General features: G+C 60.5%; 11 protein-coding genes and 2 CRISPR repeat arrays. Of the genes, 7 read left to right on the top strand and 4 right to left on the bottom strand.

Annotation, left to right across the window (positions count from 1 at the left end; translation table 11 throughout):
• Positions 1-5: 5 nt before the first annotated feature.
• The 4 genes from IPM54_25880 to IPM54_25865 all read left to right on the top strand — a co-directional run bounded on the left by IPM54_25880 (position 6) and on the right by IPM54_25865 (position 3,105).
• Entirely contained in the window at positions 6-380 is a 375-nt protein-coding gene (locus IPM54_25880; protein ID MBK9263220.1) for a hypothetical protein, read from the top strand.
• Positions 377-802, top strand: a complete 426-nt coding sequence (locus IPM54_25875) for a hypothetical protein (GenBank protein ID MBK9263219.1) — start codon at positions 377-379, stop codon at positions 800-802. Before IPM54_25880 ends, IPM54_25875 begins: the two co-directional genes overlap by 4 nt.
• Positions 803-1,061: 259 nt before the next feature.
• Complete coding sequence (locus tag IPM54_25870; GenBank protein ID MBK9263218.1) at positions 1,062-2,795, top strand: hypothetical protein; 1,734 nt, start codon at positions 1,062-1,064, stop codon at positions 2,793-2,795.
• A 37-nt stretch (positions 2,796-2,832) separates the two neighbouring features.
• Entirely contained in the window at positions 2,833-3,105 is a 273-nt protein-coding gene (locus IPM54_25865; GenBank protein ID MBK9263217.1) for a hypothetical protein, read from the top strand.
• Positions 3,106-3,378: 273 nt separating this feature from the next.
• Here IPM54_25865 and IPM54_25860 read toward each other — a convergent pair whose 3' ends face one another.
• The gene (locus IPM54_25860) at positions 3,379-4,527 is read right to left on the bottom strand and encodes a hypothetical protein (protein MBK9263216.1); all 1,149 of its coding nucleotides are present in this window, start codon (positions 4,525-4,527) and stop codon (positions 3,379-3,381) included.
• Between the two features lie 100 nt (positions 4,528-4,627).
• Here IPM54_25860 and IPM54_25855 point away from each other — a divergent pair, with 100 nt between their 5' ends.
• The 3 genes from IPM54_25855 (at position 4,628) to IPM54_25845 (ending at position 7,812) form a co-directional block, all read left to right on the top strand.
• The gene (locus IPM54_25855) at positions 4,628-5,023 is read left to right on the top strand and encodes a hypothetical protein (GenBank protein MBK9263215.1); all 396 of its coding nucleotides are present in this window, start codon (positions 4,628-4,630) and stop codon (positions 5,021-5,023) included.
• Positions 5,024-5,173: 150 nt separating this feature from the next.
• Positions 5,174-7,042: a hypothetical protein gene (locus IPM54_25850; GenBank protein MBK9263214.1), complete on the top strand. Its 1,869-nt coding sequence runs from the start codon at positions 5,174-5,176 to the stop codon at positions 7,040-7,042.
• Between the two features lie 23 nt (positions 7,043-7,065).
• Positions 7,066-7,812, top strand: coding sequence for a hypothetical protein (locus IPM54_25845; GenBank protein MBK9263213.1), 747 nt, complete (start codon positions 7,066-7,068; stop codon positions 7,810-7,812).
• A 9-nt stretch (positions 7,813-7,821) separates the two neighbouring features.
• Here IPM54_25845 and IPM54_25840 read toward each other — a convergent pair whose 3' ends face one another.
• The 3 genes from IPM54_25840 to IPM54_25830 all read right to left on the bottom strand — a co-directional run bounded on the left by IPM54_25840 (position 7,822) and on the right by IPM54_25830 (position 13,356).
• Entirely contained in the window at positions 7,822-9,351 is a 1,530-nt protein-coding gene (locus tag IPM54_25840; GenBank protein ID MBK9263212.1) for a VWA domain-containing protein, read from the bottom strand.
• A gap of 176 nt (positions 9,352-9,527) precedes the next feature.
• Positions 9,528-10,328: a CRISPR direct-repeat array (repeat unit 37 nt; unit sequence GTTTCAATGCCCTTTACGCGGGCGGACCCGTTGCGGG).
• Between the two features lie 595 nt (positions 10,329-10,923).
• Positions 10,924-11,805 carry a hypothetical protein gene (locus IPM54_25835; GenBank protein MBK9263211.1) on the bottom strand — a complete coding sequence of 294 codons (882 nt, stop codon included), beginning with the start codon at positions 11,803-11,805 and terminating at the stop codon, positions 10,924-10,926.
• Between the two features lie 33 nt (positions 11,806-11,838).
• Positions 11,839-13,356: a hypothetical protein gene (locus IPM54_25830; protein MBK9263210.1), complete on the bottom strand. Its 1,518-nt coding sequence runs from the start codon at positions 13,354-13,356 to the stop codon at positions 11,839-11,841.
• 1,076 nt (positions 13,357-14,432) lie between these two features.
• Positions 14,433-15,217: direct repeats of the CRISPR family, unit length 37 nt; unit sequence GTTTCAATGCCCTTTACGCGGGCGGACCCGTTGCGGG.
• Positions 15,218-15,723 lie beyond the last annotated feature (506 nt).

Here is a 15,723-nt window from a genome sequence, read left to right as displayed (position 1 = left end):
GCACCATGCCCCTCGGTCGCGCCCTCCTGTCGCTTGGCTCTTCCTGTATCGTTGCGGCTTTTTCCCTCGGCTGTGCGGTCATCTCGCCCCCGCCGCTTTTGCCGCAGCTCGCGGGCACGGTGCCCAATGCACCCGGCGACATGCGCATTCTGCTCGTCGTGGGCCTTGGCACCGGCGTCCTGTCGAATAGCGGCATCGGCGGCGAAGTGCGCTTCGAGCGGCAGATCAATGAATGGGCGACGATGGGCGGCGGCTGGGTGGTGGGTACAATCCGGATGGCACTGCTGAAAGCCGCAACAAGCGCAATCTACCGGATTGGATGTACGCGTTTCGCACGTGGGGTCGTTTCCATCCGGCGAGCGTCGATTGGCTCGCCATGACGACGGGTGCCGGTATTTCCGGGACCAACCGAGGGACCGTGGCGCTCACGTTCGATGGGTCCGCGCTATTTGGCGGTCCCATTGCATTGAATGACGCGATGCCTGGCAAAGCCTTTCGGCTCATGCCGTATGGAGGGCCCGTGGCCGCGGTATCGATTCCCTTGCGCCAAGGGCATCAGATACGAAGGCAAAAATATTGGCTAGGACTTGGTCCAGACGCGCGCACCTTGGCCATGTCCGAACCCATCGAATTCACGACGACCTATTACATGGGCATGCAAGCTGGGCTCGTCGCGGATTCGGGCCCTACGCCCGCATGGACGGGCGCTTTGGAGCTCGCGATTCTCGCCGCTATCTCCGGAACGGACAGCGCCGCGCTCTTTGCGCTTGCGACGGGACAAGGCGCGCGCATTCGACGCTGACAAAACCTCGGCCCGAGCGTTACGGTCAAACTCGAGTATTCGCACGACGTTTCAAGCACCGAGCGATTGAGGCATATTCCATCTGTCTGGGGCGTGGAGACATGTGCGCGAGCATGAATCAAGCGACGCAGACGGCGAAATCATGCGACTCGGGCGTCGAGTCTCGTTGACGTCATACGCGAGTTCGTTAAGCAATCAATCGTACTCGTCGCGGAACGAGCAATACGCGCAAGCGAACCATGCGCGAAGGGAGAAATCCATGAAACGATTGGTAATATCGACCTTGTTGATGAGCGGCATGTCACTCCCCACATTTACCGCTGCCAAAGACGCGCTGGCCGGGGTCGACGATCAGCAATTTTTCGGTCTTGGCGGTGAGCAATCGCAGTTCCTCGGCATCGACAGCCCGAAATCGCCGATCCTCGACGTCGGCCAAGATGCGCAGATCCTCGACGTCGGCCAAGATGCGCAAATCCTCGACGTTGGTCAGGATATGATTGGAGCACCGGGTGCGGGGATCCTCGATTACGGTGTTGCAGGTCCGGGGATGGTTGGAGTCGGCGTCGATAGCTGGCGGCTGTACGGGCGTGGGAGAAACGTCTTCATTCGAATCTCCTCGAGCCCCTACGCCAGCTACGATTACGGCTACCTCGGCGGTGGATACCTCGGTGGTGGATACCTCGACGATGGTTACCTCGGCGGTGGCTACCTCGACGATATCGATCTCCAGGGTGATATCGGTCTTCAAGGTGATATCGGTCTTCAAGGTGATATCGGCCTTCAGGGTGATATCGGCCTTCAAGGTGATATCGGTCTTCAGGGCGGAATTGGCGCTGGATATGGCGTCGTCATGTATTGCAGCGTCGCCGACTGGGCTTCGGGTTATGACGCGACAATCAGGATGACCATGGATCCGGCTGTGGATCCATGCGCTTTGGCTCTCGCGGAGCTACCGACCGCGACGCACTTCGTGCGCGGCGAAATGCCGATCGATGGGGCATATGCTTCCGGGGTTCGACTGGTGTGCCTCAATAGCGGTCAACTCATGATTCGAGGCCGAGGCCAGATGGACGCAATCGCGCGCGCAGTAAACTCCAGGCTGTTCCAAATGGATGCGTGCCTCGTGCAGATGACGCCCTACGACATTATCGAGAGCTTGGGGATCGATGATGGGATCATCCAATCACCGGACGTCTTCCCGCAACAAGGCGGCCTGCTCCCGGGCAAGGGCGACGTCTTCCCGCAGCAGGGCGGCATCCTCCCGGGCAAGGGCGACGTCTTCCCGCAACAAGGCGGCCTCCTCCCAGGAAAGGGCGACGTCTTCCCGCAACAAGGCGGCCTGCTCCCAGGAAAGGGCGACGTCTTCCCGCAACAAGGCGGCCTCCTCCCGGGTAAGGGCGACGTCTTCCCGCAGCAGGGCGGCATCCTCCCGGGCAAGGGCGACGTTCTCCCGCAACAAGGCGGCATCCTCCCGGGAAAGGGTGACGTACTCCCGCAGCAAGGCGGCCTGCTCCCAGGAAAGGGTGACGTACTCCCGCAACAAGGCGGCATCCTCCCGGGAAAGGGTGACGTACTCCCGCAGCAAGGCGGCATCCTCCCGGGAAAGGGTGACGTTCTCCCGCAGCAAGGCGGCCTGCTCCCAGGAAAGGGTGACGTTCTCCCGCAACAAGGTGGCATCCTCCCGGGAAAGGGTGACGTCTTCCCGCAGCAGGGCGGCATCCTCCCGGGTAAGGGCGACGTTCTCCCGCAGCAGGGCGGCATCCTCCCGGGTAAGGGCGACGTCTTCCCGCAGCAGGGCGGCATCCTCCCGGGTAAGGGCGACGTTCTCCCGCAGCAGGGCGGCATCCTCCCGGGTAAGGGCGACGTCTTCCCGCAGCAGGGCGGCATCCTCCCGGGAAAGGGTGACGTTTGGGGCGGGTACGCAGGACGATACGGCCGGTTCGGGCGCGGTGCCGTCAACCCTTACGGGTGGGGATGGCCGGGCAAATACTGAGCGATCCGTTGCCTAGGTATCGAGCGGGCATCCAAGGATGCCCGCCGATCACCATGATCATCGAAACCTCGCAACGCCGACGAACCTCTCCGCACAACGCACGCACATCAATTGCCACGTCGAGTGCACTGATCTCGTGACGAGCTTGGGTTACTCGGGCGCCGAGTGCGCTGACCTCGTGACGAGCTTGGGTTACTCGGGCGCCGAGTGCGCTGACCTCGTGACGAGCTTGGGTTACTCGGGCGCCGAGTGCGCTGACCTCGTGGCGAATGCGGTTGACTCGGCTGGCGCCGGGTGCGCTGATCCGTGACGAGCGTTGCGGTTTGCCGGCGGGGCGCCGAGTGCGCTGATCTCGTGACGAGCTTGGGTTACTCGGACGCCGAGTGCGCTGACCTCGTGACGCGCCGTACGTCACGAGCACGTCCTTTGCCCTTGAAGTCACCCACGTCACGTAAACTCTTGACGAGCTCGATGCCATGTCCCTGCGTGTGCTCACCGCCCAGACGCTCGACGAGGTGCTCGGTAAGCCGTCGGCAGGCTGACGGGCCATGAACCGCTGGACCTCTCCGGCCGGTTGTGTCGCCTAGCGACAAATTCGCCCGAAATACCGCAACGGCTGCTCGGGCTGCGGAATTTCGAGACCCAAATAAAAAATCCCGATGCGCCTTTCTTCCACGAGCGGCATCAGCGCAACGCCTATCCCCGAAGCTCCCGGCAGGCTTTCAATGCGCATCCAATCGAGCGCCCCATCGTGCGGATGACCCACGACGCCGGTCAGCTCCGTATTGAGCGAAAACACAGCCGTGTCTCCATGCTTTCGCACGACGGCCGGCAGCGATATCTGCGAATGCGGCCACGGCCCAAACCACGCCTCGTCCCCACGAATCATCCGCATCTGATTGCCCATTTCAACCAAGGTATCCTCGAGCCCGCCGATGACCTCCCAGTCGGCAGCCACCGGCTCGATCACGATCGTCCCGGATTCGATGTGCGCGCGCGCCTTCTTGCCAAGGTAAATGTCGAATGCAAGCGGGCTCCGCCAAACGCCTTGGAATTGCGCGGTGTCGACCGGCTGACTGGTCAGCACTTCCAGATTGCCATTGCGTATTTCGATCATGCCTTCGTTGTTCGCCGGGCGTGCGTAAGCAAGCGCGATATCGTCCCCAATCAGGCCGAGCGCCGCGCGAATCGTGTAATCGGGATCGTCCGGACCCCCCACGGGCTTGCGCAAAACCGTGCCACTTTGACGGTCAATCGACCAAAGCTCGAGCGTCCCATTCCAATTGATGCCGGTCGTCGTGAGCAGCGCGAATCGAGCATCATTCGCGTCGAAAGCGATCGGATACACGGGGCTATTCGGAACCTCGAACTTGTCGAGAACCGCAATACCCGCGTCATCGATACCGAGTTTTTCGAGGACGAGATTTCCCTTGTTGACGGCCAATGCCACCCACGCCGAGCCGCCGGTTGCTGCAACCGCACGTGGATGGTCGCCATCGTCGCGATACGTTTCGATCTCCCACGTGGATAGGTCATTGAACACGCAGTTGGTATCGCCTCCAGCACCACCCGAGCTGGCGCTGGAAGAAGAGCTCGACGCGGAAGCCCCGCCCGCACCAGCCTCGCCCGTGTGCGTGATGGAAACCTGCGGGCCACAAGCCGAGCAAACTGCGGCAATGGCAGACGCAAGGGGTATGTGGAATCGTAAGGAAGCAGCAGTGTCGTAAAGCATTGCGGCAGCCTATCAGAGATGCACGAGCGTGTCAGCCAAGAACCCAACAATCCGCGCATGCATGGAGGCGCGTGCCCCCAGGCTGGAGGCTCGAACCTCCATGGTGCGTCTGCCTCTCCGCGCAGTATCGGCCAATTCCGCGGAGAGCTCGAATGGCACGCGTGCTGCAATGACCTCCCTCTGGAAGAACAATCGACCGCATCGAGGACGTGACGTCATGAACAAGCTGCACAGCGCAATCGCAATGGTATTCATCGTGGGCATGGCGCTGCTCGGCGCGGATCGAATACGGAATTCGGGCCCCGATCGCGAAATCTTGCGGCAAATCAAAGCATTGCGAGAAGCGCAGCGCGCTGAAACTGCATGCGACCATCACGTACGACAGGCGTGCGTGGATGAAGCGCTGGCAGCCGAAGAAATCCCCGCCTCGTATACACAGCGCCTCGAGATCGATGCCACGGCCCCGAGGCGAAGCCGATTGTCCAGAGCGCATTGAAGCAATCGCCTCCCCCATAACACAGATCACGTCCTCGCGCAGTCCAGGGCATATCCCATCCACAAACAAGTGTTGCGTCTTACGGCACAAGGTTGCATGCTATCGCCTGAATAGCGTGAGTGCTTGACAATGGGGATTTTGGGGGCACGGATGGCGAGGACCGGGCTGGTCTTGCTCGCGGCCGCGGCGGCGTGGTGCGCTTTCCTTCCGGAGGCGACCGCTGCGCCTGCGCAGCTTTACGCAAATCCATTCCGGCAAAGCCCCGTTCGCGGCGAGCCCGGGGACCTCCTCATGATGGCCGGTAGCGGCTTTTCGGCGGGAGATACGGTCGTATACCGGCGCATTGGGGACACCACGCTGCCATTGGTTCATCCGCCCGCAATACCGCAGTTTTCCAATGCGAATTTGGGCGTCGCTCCCATCGTATCGCTCGAAAATGTGCCCGACTCGCTCACGGTCCGCCTGCCGGAAGCCATGGAAAGCGGCGCGTCGTATGCCTTATGGGTCGTGAATGACGCTCGAGAATGGAGCGCGGGCATCAAAATCAACGACGCGAGACCCCTTTGGTTCACGCCCGACGTGATGTACCGAAAAGTCGCGCCACAGGGTTTGTTTCGACAGCTCAAAGTCGTCGGTCGCAACCTCGAACCTCAGCCGTGCATGACGACGAAGGTGCGCCTGCGCGGCCCCAAGACGTACACGCTCACGGCCATGAACGACGGCAATCCGAATACGGCCATCGAACATTATGTCGCCCGCGTCAATCTCCCGAACAACCTCCAGCCGGGCGTGTACCAAGTCGATGTTCGGCGAGACTCCGCGAGTTGGGTGACCGTACCAGGACAAACATTTACCGTCCTGCCCGATCCAATAACTCCCCCTATTTTTCAAGTTTCCTCGTATGGCTGCATGCCTAGCGACGGTCTCGACGACACATCCTGCATTCTCAGAGCCAAAGACGCAGCGGAAGCTTCTGGCGGAGGCATCGTGGCGCTTGGACCGGGCACCTGGGAATTGCTCGACTCGACGATTCCGGGCGTCGATCCCACTTTTGGCATTGTTTTACCTCGAGGCGTGAGTTTGATCGGCTCGAGCGCATCGGCGACAACGGTATTGAAAGGTTCGGACTGGAATGTAGATGGCGGGGCGCTCGCGTATCGAGCTGTTTTTACTGTCCAAGGGAAAAACCTGATTCGGCGCATCCGATTCGAGGATTCACGGCAATATCAATCCACCGATTGGACAGCCCCGTTCTTTTTGCTCGGCAAATTTCCCTGGTCGCCGGATCCGGGTCCAACCTCGGTCGATGACGTGACATTCACGGAGAACGTATTCGCGCGACCATTCATGGCCATTGGCGACGGTGGGTTTCCCCTGCGGCACGTGCACATCACGCACAACGAATTTGGGGCGTATCACGACGCGATATTGCTCGGCGGAAACCGCTACATCACCGATTTCAAGTTTCAAGTGGAAGACTCGATCGTGTCGCACAACGTCTTCAAACCCGGCGGTTACATCGATAGCTGCATTTACCAGGGCGCCATTGCAACGCACCTCGGAGCCGCCCGCCGATTGGATTTCAGTCACAACATGGCCGATGGTCACGCGCAGGACTTTCTGGATGGCTCGCTCCCGGGCTGGCGCGCGGCTTTTTTCTGGCACATGAACAACAATCACGAAATGGTGTTGGTCTCCCAAAACATGGCCTCGTGCACGGGCGACAAGGCGGGCGACGGCGAAGCGATTGCCTACGACAACAATGCGAATACATTCGGCTTCGACGCGGCAAAACAATCGCCCACGCCACATCCACGACCGTCAAGGTGTCGGCCGCCGATGGCCATCCGCTGCAAAGACTTCAACATGGCCGGCCCGTACCGTCGGACTATTACAACGAACACTGGATCCAAATCGCCAATGGCGTCGGCCTCGGTCAAGCACGTAAGATCGTATCCTACGAGGTCGATTCCGTTTCCCAAGACGTCACGTTCACCGTTTCGCCTGCGTGGGACGTGATTCCAGAGCCCGGGCGGAGCACGATGACCGTCGCGCGCGAGTTTTGGCAGGTCTACACGGTGGACAACATCGTCGATATGCGAGGCTGCTCGGGCGCACAAAGCGGCGCGGGATCGTGCAACAATCAAAATGGCTTGAAACAATGCGGCGTCATCAATTTCGGCGGAATGACGGCCGATTCGACAGCGGAGGGGAACATCCAATACGACGCCTCCGGCATCTTGATCACGCCCGCATACAGCATCGAGCACGCGCCCCATTTCACGGCAACGCAAAGGTTCGCGTATTTCGTCGACGTCCGATCCAACACCTTGTCCGGCGAAGCCGATTATGCCTCCACATGCAGTTGGGCCGGCGTATCGTTATGGCACGGCGCCGCCAGCGGGCCGCCGGATAACATGCCCCCCAGCCCCGTCGTCCTCGGTTATGGCGTCTCCGTCGCGAAAAACAGCATTTCACACGCGGACGGTATTCGCGGCGGCGCCGTCGTCTTCGCCGATACCTGGTGGGAGCCGGAAGGCTCGCGTATGTACGTGAATACATTGATTTACCAGAACGAGATCAGCAACTTGCTCGCTCCCGCGGCGCCGACCATTCAATCGGCCAATTCATGCTCGGGCTCGTTCATGTGCGGGGACGATCCGGTTCGCGAGGTTGGAGTCCACATACGACTGCCGCTCGTTCATTCGACGGTGATTTCCGACAATACGTTTTCGGATGTGCCGAGGCCACTCGTCGACAATGGCACGAGGACCGTGCACGTGCGGTGAGCGTGCGAATCATTCGCCGCGTGGAAGCTCGTATTCGAGCAACATGGCACCTCCTGTCTCCGAGAAAAAGAGCGTCGGTAGGTCAATCACGGGCCGCACCGGCTGCGTTCCGGACTCCGTTGGTACACCATTGACGGCCACGAGTTTCGCTTGGATATCCGACAGCCCGAGCCGAACGCGGAAGTTGTAGGCAATCGGCGTCACGAGGTACTTGAATGCATCGAAGTACCGCAGCATGTCCTTGCCAGAGTGCACGAAAACATAGTTTCCGCCTCGGCTGTTGGTAATGCCATGAATGAACTCCTGCTTGAAGTTCTCCCCTAGCCCGAGCGCCGTGAGACCAATGCCCCGGCTGGCATTGTCCGTCACGAGCCGCAGAATATCGGATTCGTCGACCACGCCCGTATTCAAGCCTGCGTCCGTTATCAACAGGACGCGATGCTCGTAGCCCGAAAGCCTATCGACGTTTTCACTGGCGAGCATGTAGCCGTCGCGCAAACCCGCCTCGAGGTTCGTCGTATTCCGCGTCGAAAGCCGCCGGACCTTTGCAATGATTCGCTCGGGATCGTTCACGCGCGCCGGCCGCCGTAGAATCTCGCTGTTCGTGTCGAAGATGACGATCGACAAGATATCGCGCGCATCGAGCTGACGTACGGTTTGTTCGAGCGCGTCTTTTGCCCATTCGAGGCGCGCTTTCTCCGTCTCGTCCGTGGCGCTCATCGAGCCGCTGACATCGAGCACGATGGAGAGGTTGAGCGGTTTGCGCGTGAACGTCGCTTCGGTCACGGCCGAGTTCATTCCGATTTGCACGTACAAGCGATTTTGTTGCGGATCGAATGCCGCTGCCGGATGTACGCAGACGAGCCGCGCACAAGCAGGCGCCAAGTGGAGCGGCAATTGGAATTCTCGCAAAAAGCCTTCGACGGTCAGCACGTCTTTATCTGGAACGCGGCCATCGAGCACGAGTTTGCGGAAGAATCCAAAATCCTGGGCGCCTCCGCCGGTGACGCCAAGGCTGCCGCCAGCGTGGAATGCACCCAGTCCAGGGGCTGCCGCGAATGCGCGAAGTCGCGGTGCAGGCTCGAGCCTCGGAGTAGCCTCGATATTCGCCGCCAAGGTGCGGAGCAAATCGAGCGTATCGAGCACCTTCGTATCCGATCGAATCCACGCATTCGCGAGAGCTCGTTGATTCCATCGGTTGATGTCCTGCCGCAATGCGAGCGCAATACGCCTTCGCGTCGTCGATGAGCATGTCGTCGTGCGGTTTTCGCGAATCGGCCACGGACACGCCGCCTCGTACTGTGCAAGACGATCACGGACTCCGTTCGCCATTTGTGCCAGCAATATCGTTTTATCGATACCGGGGTCCGTCGAAAACCGTTCGTTACCCACGACAATCGGAAGTGGGACGCTTCGGCGCCCGTCGATGACCTGCCCGTCGCTCCCGCGTTCGTACCGCCATGTCGTATTCACGGTGGGACGCGCAAAAGCTGGCGCGGCGAGCAGCAACAGTGTTGCAATGAATGCCATCCATTTCATGAAACCCCTCCCTTCGATGCATTGGTCGTCGCGTCGGGCGCGACCTCACGCGAGAACCAAGCAACGAACGGGCCGGTTATGCCCTGGATGAATGCGAGCGAGGCGTGGAAATCGTTCAGGAGGGGAAGAGCGCCTCACAACTAGGCTCCCCCGTCCTCAATGCACGCCCGCGCGGGGTTGCGGGGTGATTGTCGCGGGCGACCCCGTTGCGGGGAACGAGCATACGGTTATGCCAAAGAAGCCGTCGATTTTGGTTTCAATGCCCTTTACGCGGGCGGACCCGTTGCGGGATGCCATCATCACCTACCAGGGTGATCAGGTAATACTGTTTCAATGCCCTTTACGCGGGCGGACCCGTTGCGGGACGTAAGGAAGAGCAAGCCGAGGAAGAGCCTTCCGCTCCTGTTTCAATGCCCTTTACGCGGGCGGACCCGTTGCGGGCTCCTCCTCAAACCGTATTACCGAAACGGCCCTTTGACGTTTCAATGCCCTTTACGCGGGCGGACCCGTTGCGGGGAAGCACCCACTCTGAGGGAACAGGGAGAAGAACACTTAACTGTTTCAATGCCCTTTACGCGGGCGGACCCGTTGCGGGCTCGAGACACCGCCACCTGCGGCGGCTAACCCACAACCTGTTTCAATGCCCTTTACGCGGGCGGACCCGTTGCGGGGAAAAGAAAAGAAAGGAGGCCAGCAATGGCCCAGAATCGTTTCAATGCCCTTTACGCGGGCGGACCCGTTGCGGGGACAAGTCATATTGCGACAGGCGATGTCGCAAATTCTGTTTCAATGCCCTTTACGCGGGCGGACCCGTTGCGGGGAGGGCAGCTCCTGCGCAGAAACCTGCCCAGGATCCTGTGAGTTTCAATGCCCTTTACGCGGGCGGACCCGTTGCGGGTTGTAACAATCACTGGCATTGCTACAACCGATGTGGATGGTGGTTTCAATGCCCTTTACGCGGGCGGACCCGTTGCGGGAGACCCCCCTCGGGACCCCTCGCAACGGCCTTGTTTGTAAGCTCCCCAAATCTGGAATCGCTAACCTCGCCCCAACAGCGAGCTCAACAAGTCCGATCACCACCCCGCAACAGGTGGCCTTTCGTGCCTTTCCCCTGCAACTTCGCAGGGTTGACCCCAAGCGCCAACCCCCCCGGGTTTTGTGCCCCGGACGCGGTTAGCCTTTCCAGCTTTTCACAGACCAACTCGGACGGCTCCCTACCGCCCACACCCACTCTCGCCCAGAACTTCCTCCCTGTAAAGAAAATTCATCACCCCACCCCGCACACACGCCAATCAGCACCCCCAAACGCGTCTACCCGGTGTCGATTCGCGCATCAGGCCCCCGGATGCACCGCTCGAACATCTCGAACCCCTGCACCCCACCCCCCGATGCGCCTTCCCGAAATGTCGAAAGCGAGCACCCCACCCCCTGATGCGCGCTCTCGACATGTCGAACCCGCGCACCCCACCCCCGAGTGCACCCTCTCGAAACGTCGAACCCGCGTACCCCACCCCCCATGCACCGAATCGACGCGCGCGTTTCCTTTGCCGAGGTGCTGGTCCCAGGGCGTCGTCACCGCTCGATGCCGACCGGCGTCCATTCGAACGTTTTCACGCCGGCTTCGCGGAAGATGTTCATCACTTTGGGCGTGACGAGGACATAGGGCGACGGACGCTTTTCACCTCGTTGCTTGTCTTCGGGCCAAAACTCGCCAAACCATTCCCACGTCAGGTTGAAGTCTTGCATCCCGGCCAGATCCTCTTCACGATAGGGCTGCTTGGGAAAATCCATGCGTCCGCCTCGCCGACAAACCTTGCAGAGATACTTCTCGTCGTCCGCCGTGAGTTCCCCGCGCATGGGCGGCATCGTATGTTCGATGAGGATTTGGTCGCGAGCCACGCTGGTCCATTTGTCGTTTCTCAATCGCGCTCGAACGTCGCCAAACGAGATTCCCGTGATGCGGGCGTCTTTCAGCTTCTTGACCATGCCGCCGTCGACGAGGATGTGGCCCTGCCAGCTACCGATCGCCCGATGCTTCCGGATCCTACTCAAATAGTCGCCATCGACGTACAGTACCGATGGTTGTACCGCTCCCGCGCCGCAGTTGGCGCACGCTGCGCTCATATCATACTTGGTACCGCCTCGCAGGGACACGTGAAAGCTATTCTTGATATCCGCCGACATCAACAATAGTCGCGCACTTTGGCGGTCTTCCTCGGAGTATTCGACGTACGTGGACGCATCGACCTCGACACCGTGTTTTTCAAGCAGGGTGAGCAGTTTGGCAACGCGCTCATCATACTCGTCCAGTTTCACATGGACAAAGATTTGATTGAGAATGGGAACGTCATTGACGTCTGCCACGTCGTTACCACATCGAGCCGGTTCGAGAATCGTCGCAGCGCCGCCAGGAATGGGGAGCGCGTTGAATGATATCCAGATTTTCGTCTTCATGTGTTTTTGCGCCCTTGCTCATGCTCACCACTGTCATTGGAAGTAGGCATCAATGGCCTCCAACCATGCCGGCTTGCCCGCGTACACCTTTTGGTAGATCGCCCACAACTGCTGCTTGTCCGGGTACTTTTTGCCGGTTCCTGCCAGGATCGTTGCTCGAGCTTCCTCCAGCGCCTTCGTAACCGCCTTGTGCTCCGCATCGGAGAGGACGATGGCCGGGACATCATCGATCGCTTTCCCCAGTTTGAAGACCTTGTCCCCCATGTCAACTTCCAGAATATGATGCGCCTGGAACTTCCCTTCCCATCCCCTCGTGAAGATCTTCGCCCGCGAGTACGGCAAAGTCACACCCGCCTCCCGAAGCGATGGTGCCATGGTCTTGCCGAATGACTCGAGGGCATCGACGGCCTTCTCGACGGCCTTCGTGTCGCCCAGCTTCCAAGCATCGATAACCTTGTTTACCGCTGCTTTTTCGGGCTCGTGCGCCAACTGCTCCGCGATCTCCTTCGAGAGGACCTTCGGGTCCAAGATCGTCGCCGCCTTTCCTTCGGTCAGCGCCCGACGGAATGTCGCAAGGAACTCCTTGCCCGACTTGAACGGGATGCCGATGATCGCGAACGTACCCGCGGCCGCTTGAAGGACCAACCAATCCGGCCCGTCGGCGCTTTTACCGCCAAGCATCCCATACCGCTTACCGTGCGGATCCTTCAGCGAGCCCGACGTGTCGCCCGACGCGAGCGCGCCAGCGATCGCCAGGTTGCGCGCGAGCACTTCCACGAAGTTCAAGGGCGGTCCGTTGCCGTCCGGGCTCGATGTCGACGTGGTTTGCCCGTCGCATTTCATGGAGTGTCCGGTATATGCGTCGACCCCTTTATCGAAGTGCAACAACTCCGACAGTGCTTCCTCGGTGCATGTCTTTGGGACCCGCTTGCCCGGACAACGCAGCTTCGTGGGGTCCTCGGTGAACCAGCACGCGGACACTGGAGGAGCATTTGCATCGAAGACGAAAATGGCGTCCGCCTTGGCAGCCTCTTCTGCGAATTTCATAGCGCTGGCGGTAAGTCGTTTTTCCTTGACATCATTGAACACGGCCCATGCGCCGACATCGTCCTTGACCCACGACGGACGCACGCAGACGCGCAAGCGTGGGGGATCCTTCTTCTTGCTGGGCGGTTTGCTTCCCGGCACGACGGCGAGCCAATGCGGATCGGCACGTCGAGCCGCCTCCGCACAGGGTTGATTGGGCCCGAAAAAGACGGTGGATGACGGCAAGAACGTCCACTGCGGGTAGGATGCCGCCGGCCTTTCACATGTCAAACCGTACTCCGGCGGCATTCTCGAGACGCTCGATCGGGGTGCATCGGGGTCGTATTCGAAAAGCACATCCGCACGGTGCGCAAACCACCTCAATTCAGCGGGATCGTCGCCCGTGACGAGCTGTCCCGTCGCGCTGTTCCACGCCCATAGATTCACGCCCTCGGGGACATCGAGCGGTTTGTCGCAGATATGCACGACGTCCGCGCGGGGATTGCTCCATTGGAGGTCCGCCATTGTGAGGCAACCGGCGCTGCATAGCAGCAGCCATGCGCACATGAGTAGCGGCAGACCTTGCTTCGGCATACGATGACAACAACAGCATGCGTCAAGCGAGTCAAGGCATTCATGGCGCAGTCGTCGTGGCGTAGCCGGCCGGGATCCGTATCAATGCCCTTGAGCGGGCGACCCCGTTGACGAGGGTGGCTCGGCCGACGCCCGTGCGGGGTTGAAGAGGCTGTCTCGAGACTCGATTCGCGCATCTTCGCGCCAGGCGCGCGCGGGGTTGAAAAGGCTGTCTCGAGACTCGATTCGCGCATCTTCGCGCCAGGCGCGCGCGGGGTTTCAGCAGAGACCGTCTCAAAACTCCGAACGCGTATCCTCGCCCAGCCCCTGCGCGGGTTGAAACCCCGCGCCTACACGACAAGGCCTCGCGCTACCGCGCTCGGACTGACGTCATGGCTGCATGGCGAGGCCTGCAATCTATGCGAAATCGTCGAGGATTCTCGATGACGATCCGAAATTCCACAAGGCCAGTCCCGAACGGTAGTGAGGGACTTTTGAATGTGTAGCGCGGGGTTTTAACCCCGCGCGTGGTTGCGGTGATTGTCGCGGGCGACCCCGTTGCGGGCTGTGTGGCGGCCTCGGAACCACATTGAACTCGGCTTGTTTCAATGCCCTTTACGCGGGCGGACCCGTTGACGAGGGTGGCTCGGCCGACGCCCGTGCGGGGTTGAAGAGGCTGTCTCGAGACTCGATTCGCGCATCTTCGCGCCAGGCGCGCGCGGGGTTGAAAAGGCTGTCTCGAGACTCGATTCGCGCATCTTCGCGCCAGGCGCGCGCGGGGTTTCAGCAGAGACCGTCTCAAAACTCCGAACGCGTATCCTCGCCCAGCCCCGCGCGGGGTTGAAACCCCGCGCTACACGACAAGAAGTCCTCGCGCTACCGCGCTCGGACTGACGTCATGGCTGCATGGCGAGGCCTGCAATCTATGCGAAATCGTCGAGGATTCTCGATGACGATCCGAAATTCCACAAGGCCAGTCCCGAACGGTAGTGAGGACTTTGTGTAGCGCGGGGTTTTAACCCCGCGCGTGGTTGCGGTGATTGTCGCGGGCGACCCCGTTGCGGGCTGTGTGGCGGCCTCGGAACCACATTGAACTCGGCTTGTTTCAATGCCCTTTACGCGGGCGGACCCGTTGCGGGCAGGTGATTCGCCCTCGTTGGAGGTGAAAATCAAGATGTTTCAATGCCCTTTACGCGGGCGGACCCGTTGCGGGGTTACGTTTGCCAATCCGGCGAACAACGTCTGCATCTAGTTTCAATGCCCTTTACGCGGGCGGACCCGTTGCGGGAATGAGAACAAGGATGCCCCGAAGGCCCCCTTCTCGTATGAGTTTCAATGCCCTTTACGCGGGCGGACCCGTTGCGGGCCGACAAAAAACAATGGCACACTTGTGCCGAACTTGGCAGTTTCAATGCCCTTTACGCGGGCGGACCCGTTGCGGGGCAGACGTGGAAAGCGGAACCCAAGGGGTACACCCAAGTTTCAATGCCCTTTACGCGGGCGGACCCGTTGCGGGGGAGAATCTCCAGCGGCAAGGATTGTGAGCCCTGTTTCAATGCCCTTTACGCGGGCGGACCCGTTGCGGGGACCGAGCTGGGCGGCTGAGAGGCCACCCAGCATTCATGTTTCAATGCCCTTTACGCGGGCGGACCCGTTGCGGGGCGACCAACACGTCGCGACGACCAACACCTCCGCGACCAACTGTTTCAATGCCCTTTACGCGGGCGGACCCGTTGCGGGCTGATAGGCTCCAGTTTCTGGACGCGACCAACTACTGTTTCAATGCCCTTTACGCGGGCGGACCCGTTGCGGGCCGTTACTGGGGCGACAGATCCGCCCTTTACGCGGGCGGACCCGTTGCGGGGGCGCAGTAGTAAGCGCCTTCATGTACCTGACGGCTGTTTCAATGCCCTTTACGCGGGCGGACCCGTTGCGGGAGACCCCCCTCGGGACCCCTCGCAACGGCCTTGTTTGTAAGCTCCCCAAATCTGGAATCGCTAACCTCGCCCCAACAGCGAGCTCAACCACTCCGATCACCACCCCGCAACAGGTGGCCTTCGTGCCTTTCCCCTGCAACTTCGCAAGGTTGACCCCAAGCGCTAACCCCCCCGGGTTTTGTGCCCCGGACGCGGTTAGCCTTTCCAGCTTTTCACAGACCAACTCGGACGGCTCCCTACCGCCCACACCCACTCTCGCCCAGAACTTCCTCCCTGTAAAGAAAATTCATCACCCCACCCCGCACACACGCCAATCAGCACCCCCAAAGCCGCCAACCCTCTTCTCGATTCGCGCATCAGGCCCCCGGATGCACCGCTCGAA

Source organism: Polyangiaceae bacterium (assembly GCA_016715885.1).
GTDB lineage: Bacteria > Myxococcota_A > Polyangia > Polyangiales > Polyangiaceae > Polyangium.
Note: the sequence above shows the minus strand (reverse complement) of the source record. Positions and strands in the feature narration are given on the sequence as shown.

Excerpts from the sequence above, each read along its gene's own strand:
- IPM54_25880 (MBK9263220.1), top strand. The coding sequence starts at position 6 with ATGCCCCTCGGTCGCGCCCTCCTGTCGCTTGGCTCTTCCTGTATCGTT.
- IPM54_25875 (MBK9263219.1), top strand. The coding sequence starts at position 377 with ATGACGACGGGTGCCGGTATTTCCGGGACCAACCGAGGGACCGTGGCG.
- IPM54_25870 (MBK9263218.1), top strand. The coding sequence starts at position 1,062 with ATGAAACGATTGGTAATATCGACCTTGTTGATGAGCGGCATGTCACTC.
- IPM54_25865 (MBK9263217.1), top strand. The coding sequence starts at position 2,833 with ATGCCCGCCGATCACCATGATCATCGAAACCTCGCAACGCCGACGAAC.
- IPM54_25860 (MBK9263216.1), bottom strand. The coding sequence starts at position 4,527 with ATGCTTTACGACACTGCTGCTTCCTTACGATTCCACATACCCCTTGCG.
- IPM54_25855 (MBK9263215.1), top strand. The coding sequence starts at position 4,628 with ATGGTGCGTCTGCCTCTCCGCGCAGTATCGGCCAATTCCGCGGAGAGC.
- IPM54_25850 (MBK9263214.1), top strand. The coding sequence starts at position 5,174 with ATGGCGAGGACCGGGCTGGTCTTGCTCGCGGCCGCGGCGGCGTGGTGC.
- IPM54_25845 (MBK9263213.1), top strand. The coding sequence starts at position 7,066 with ATGACCGTCGCGCGCGAGTTTTGGCAGGTCTACACGGTGGACAACATC.
- IPM54_25840 (MBK9263212.1), bottom strand. The coding sequence starts at position 9,351 with ATGAAATGGATGGCATTCATTGCAACACTGTTGCTGCTCGCCGCGCCA.
- IPM54_25835 (MBK9263211.1), bottom strand. The coding sequence starts at position 11,805 with ATGAAGACGAAAATCTGGATATCATTCAACGCGCTCCCCATTCCTGGC.
- IPM54_25830 (MBK9263210.1), bottom strand. The coding sequence starts at position 13,356 with ATGGCGGACCTCCAATGGAGCAATCCCCGCGCGGACGTCGTGCATATC.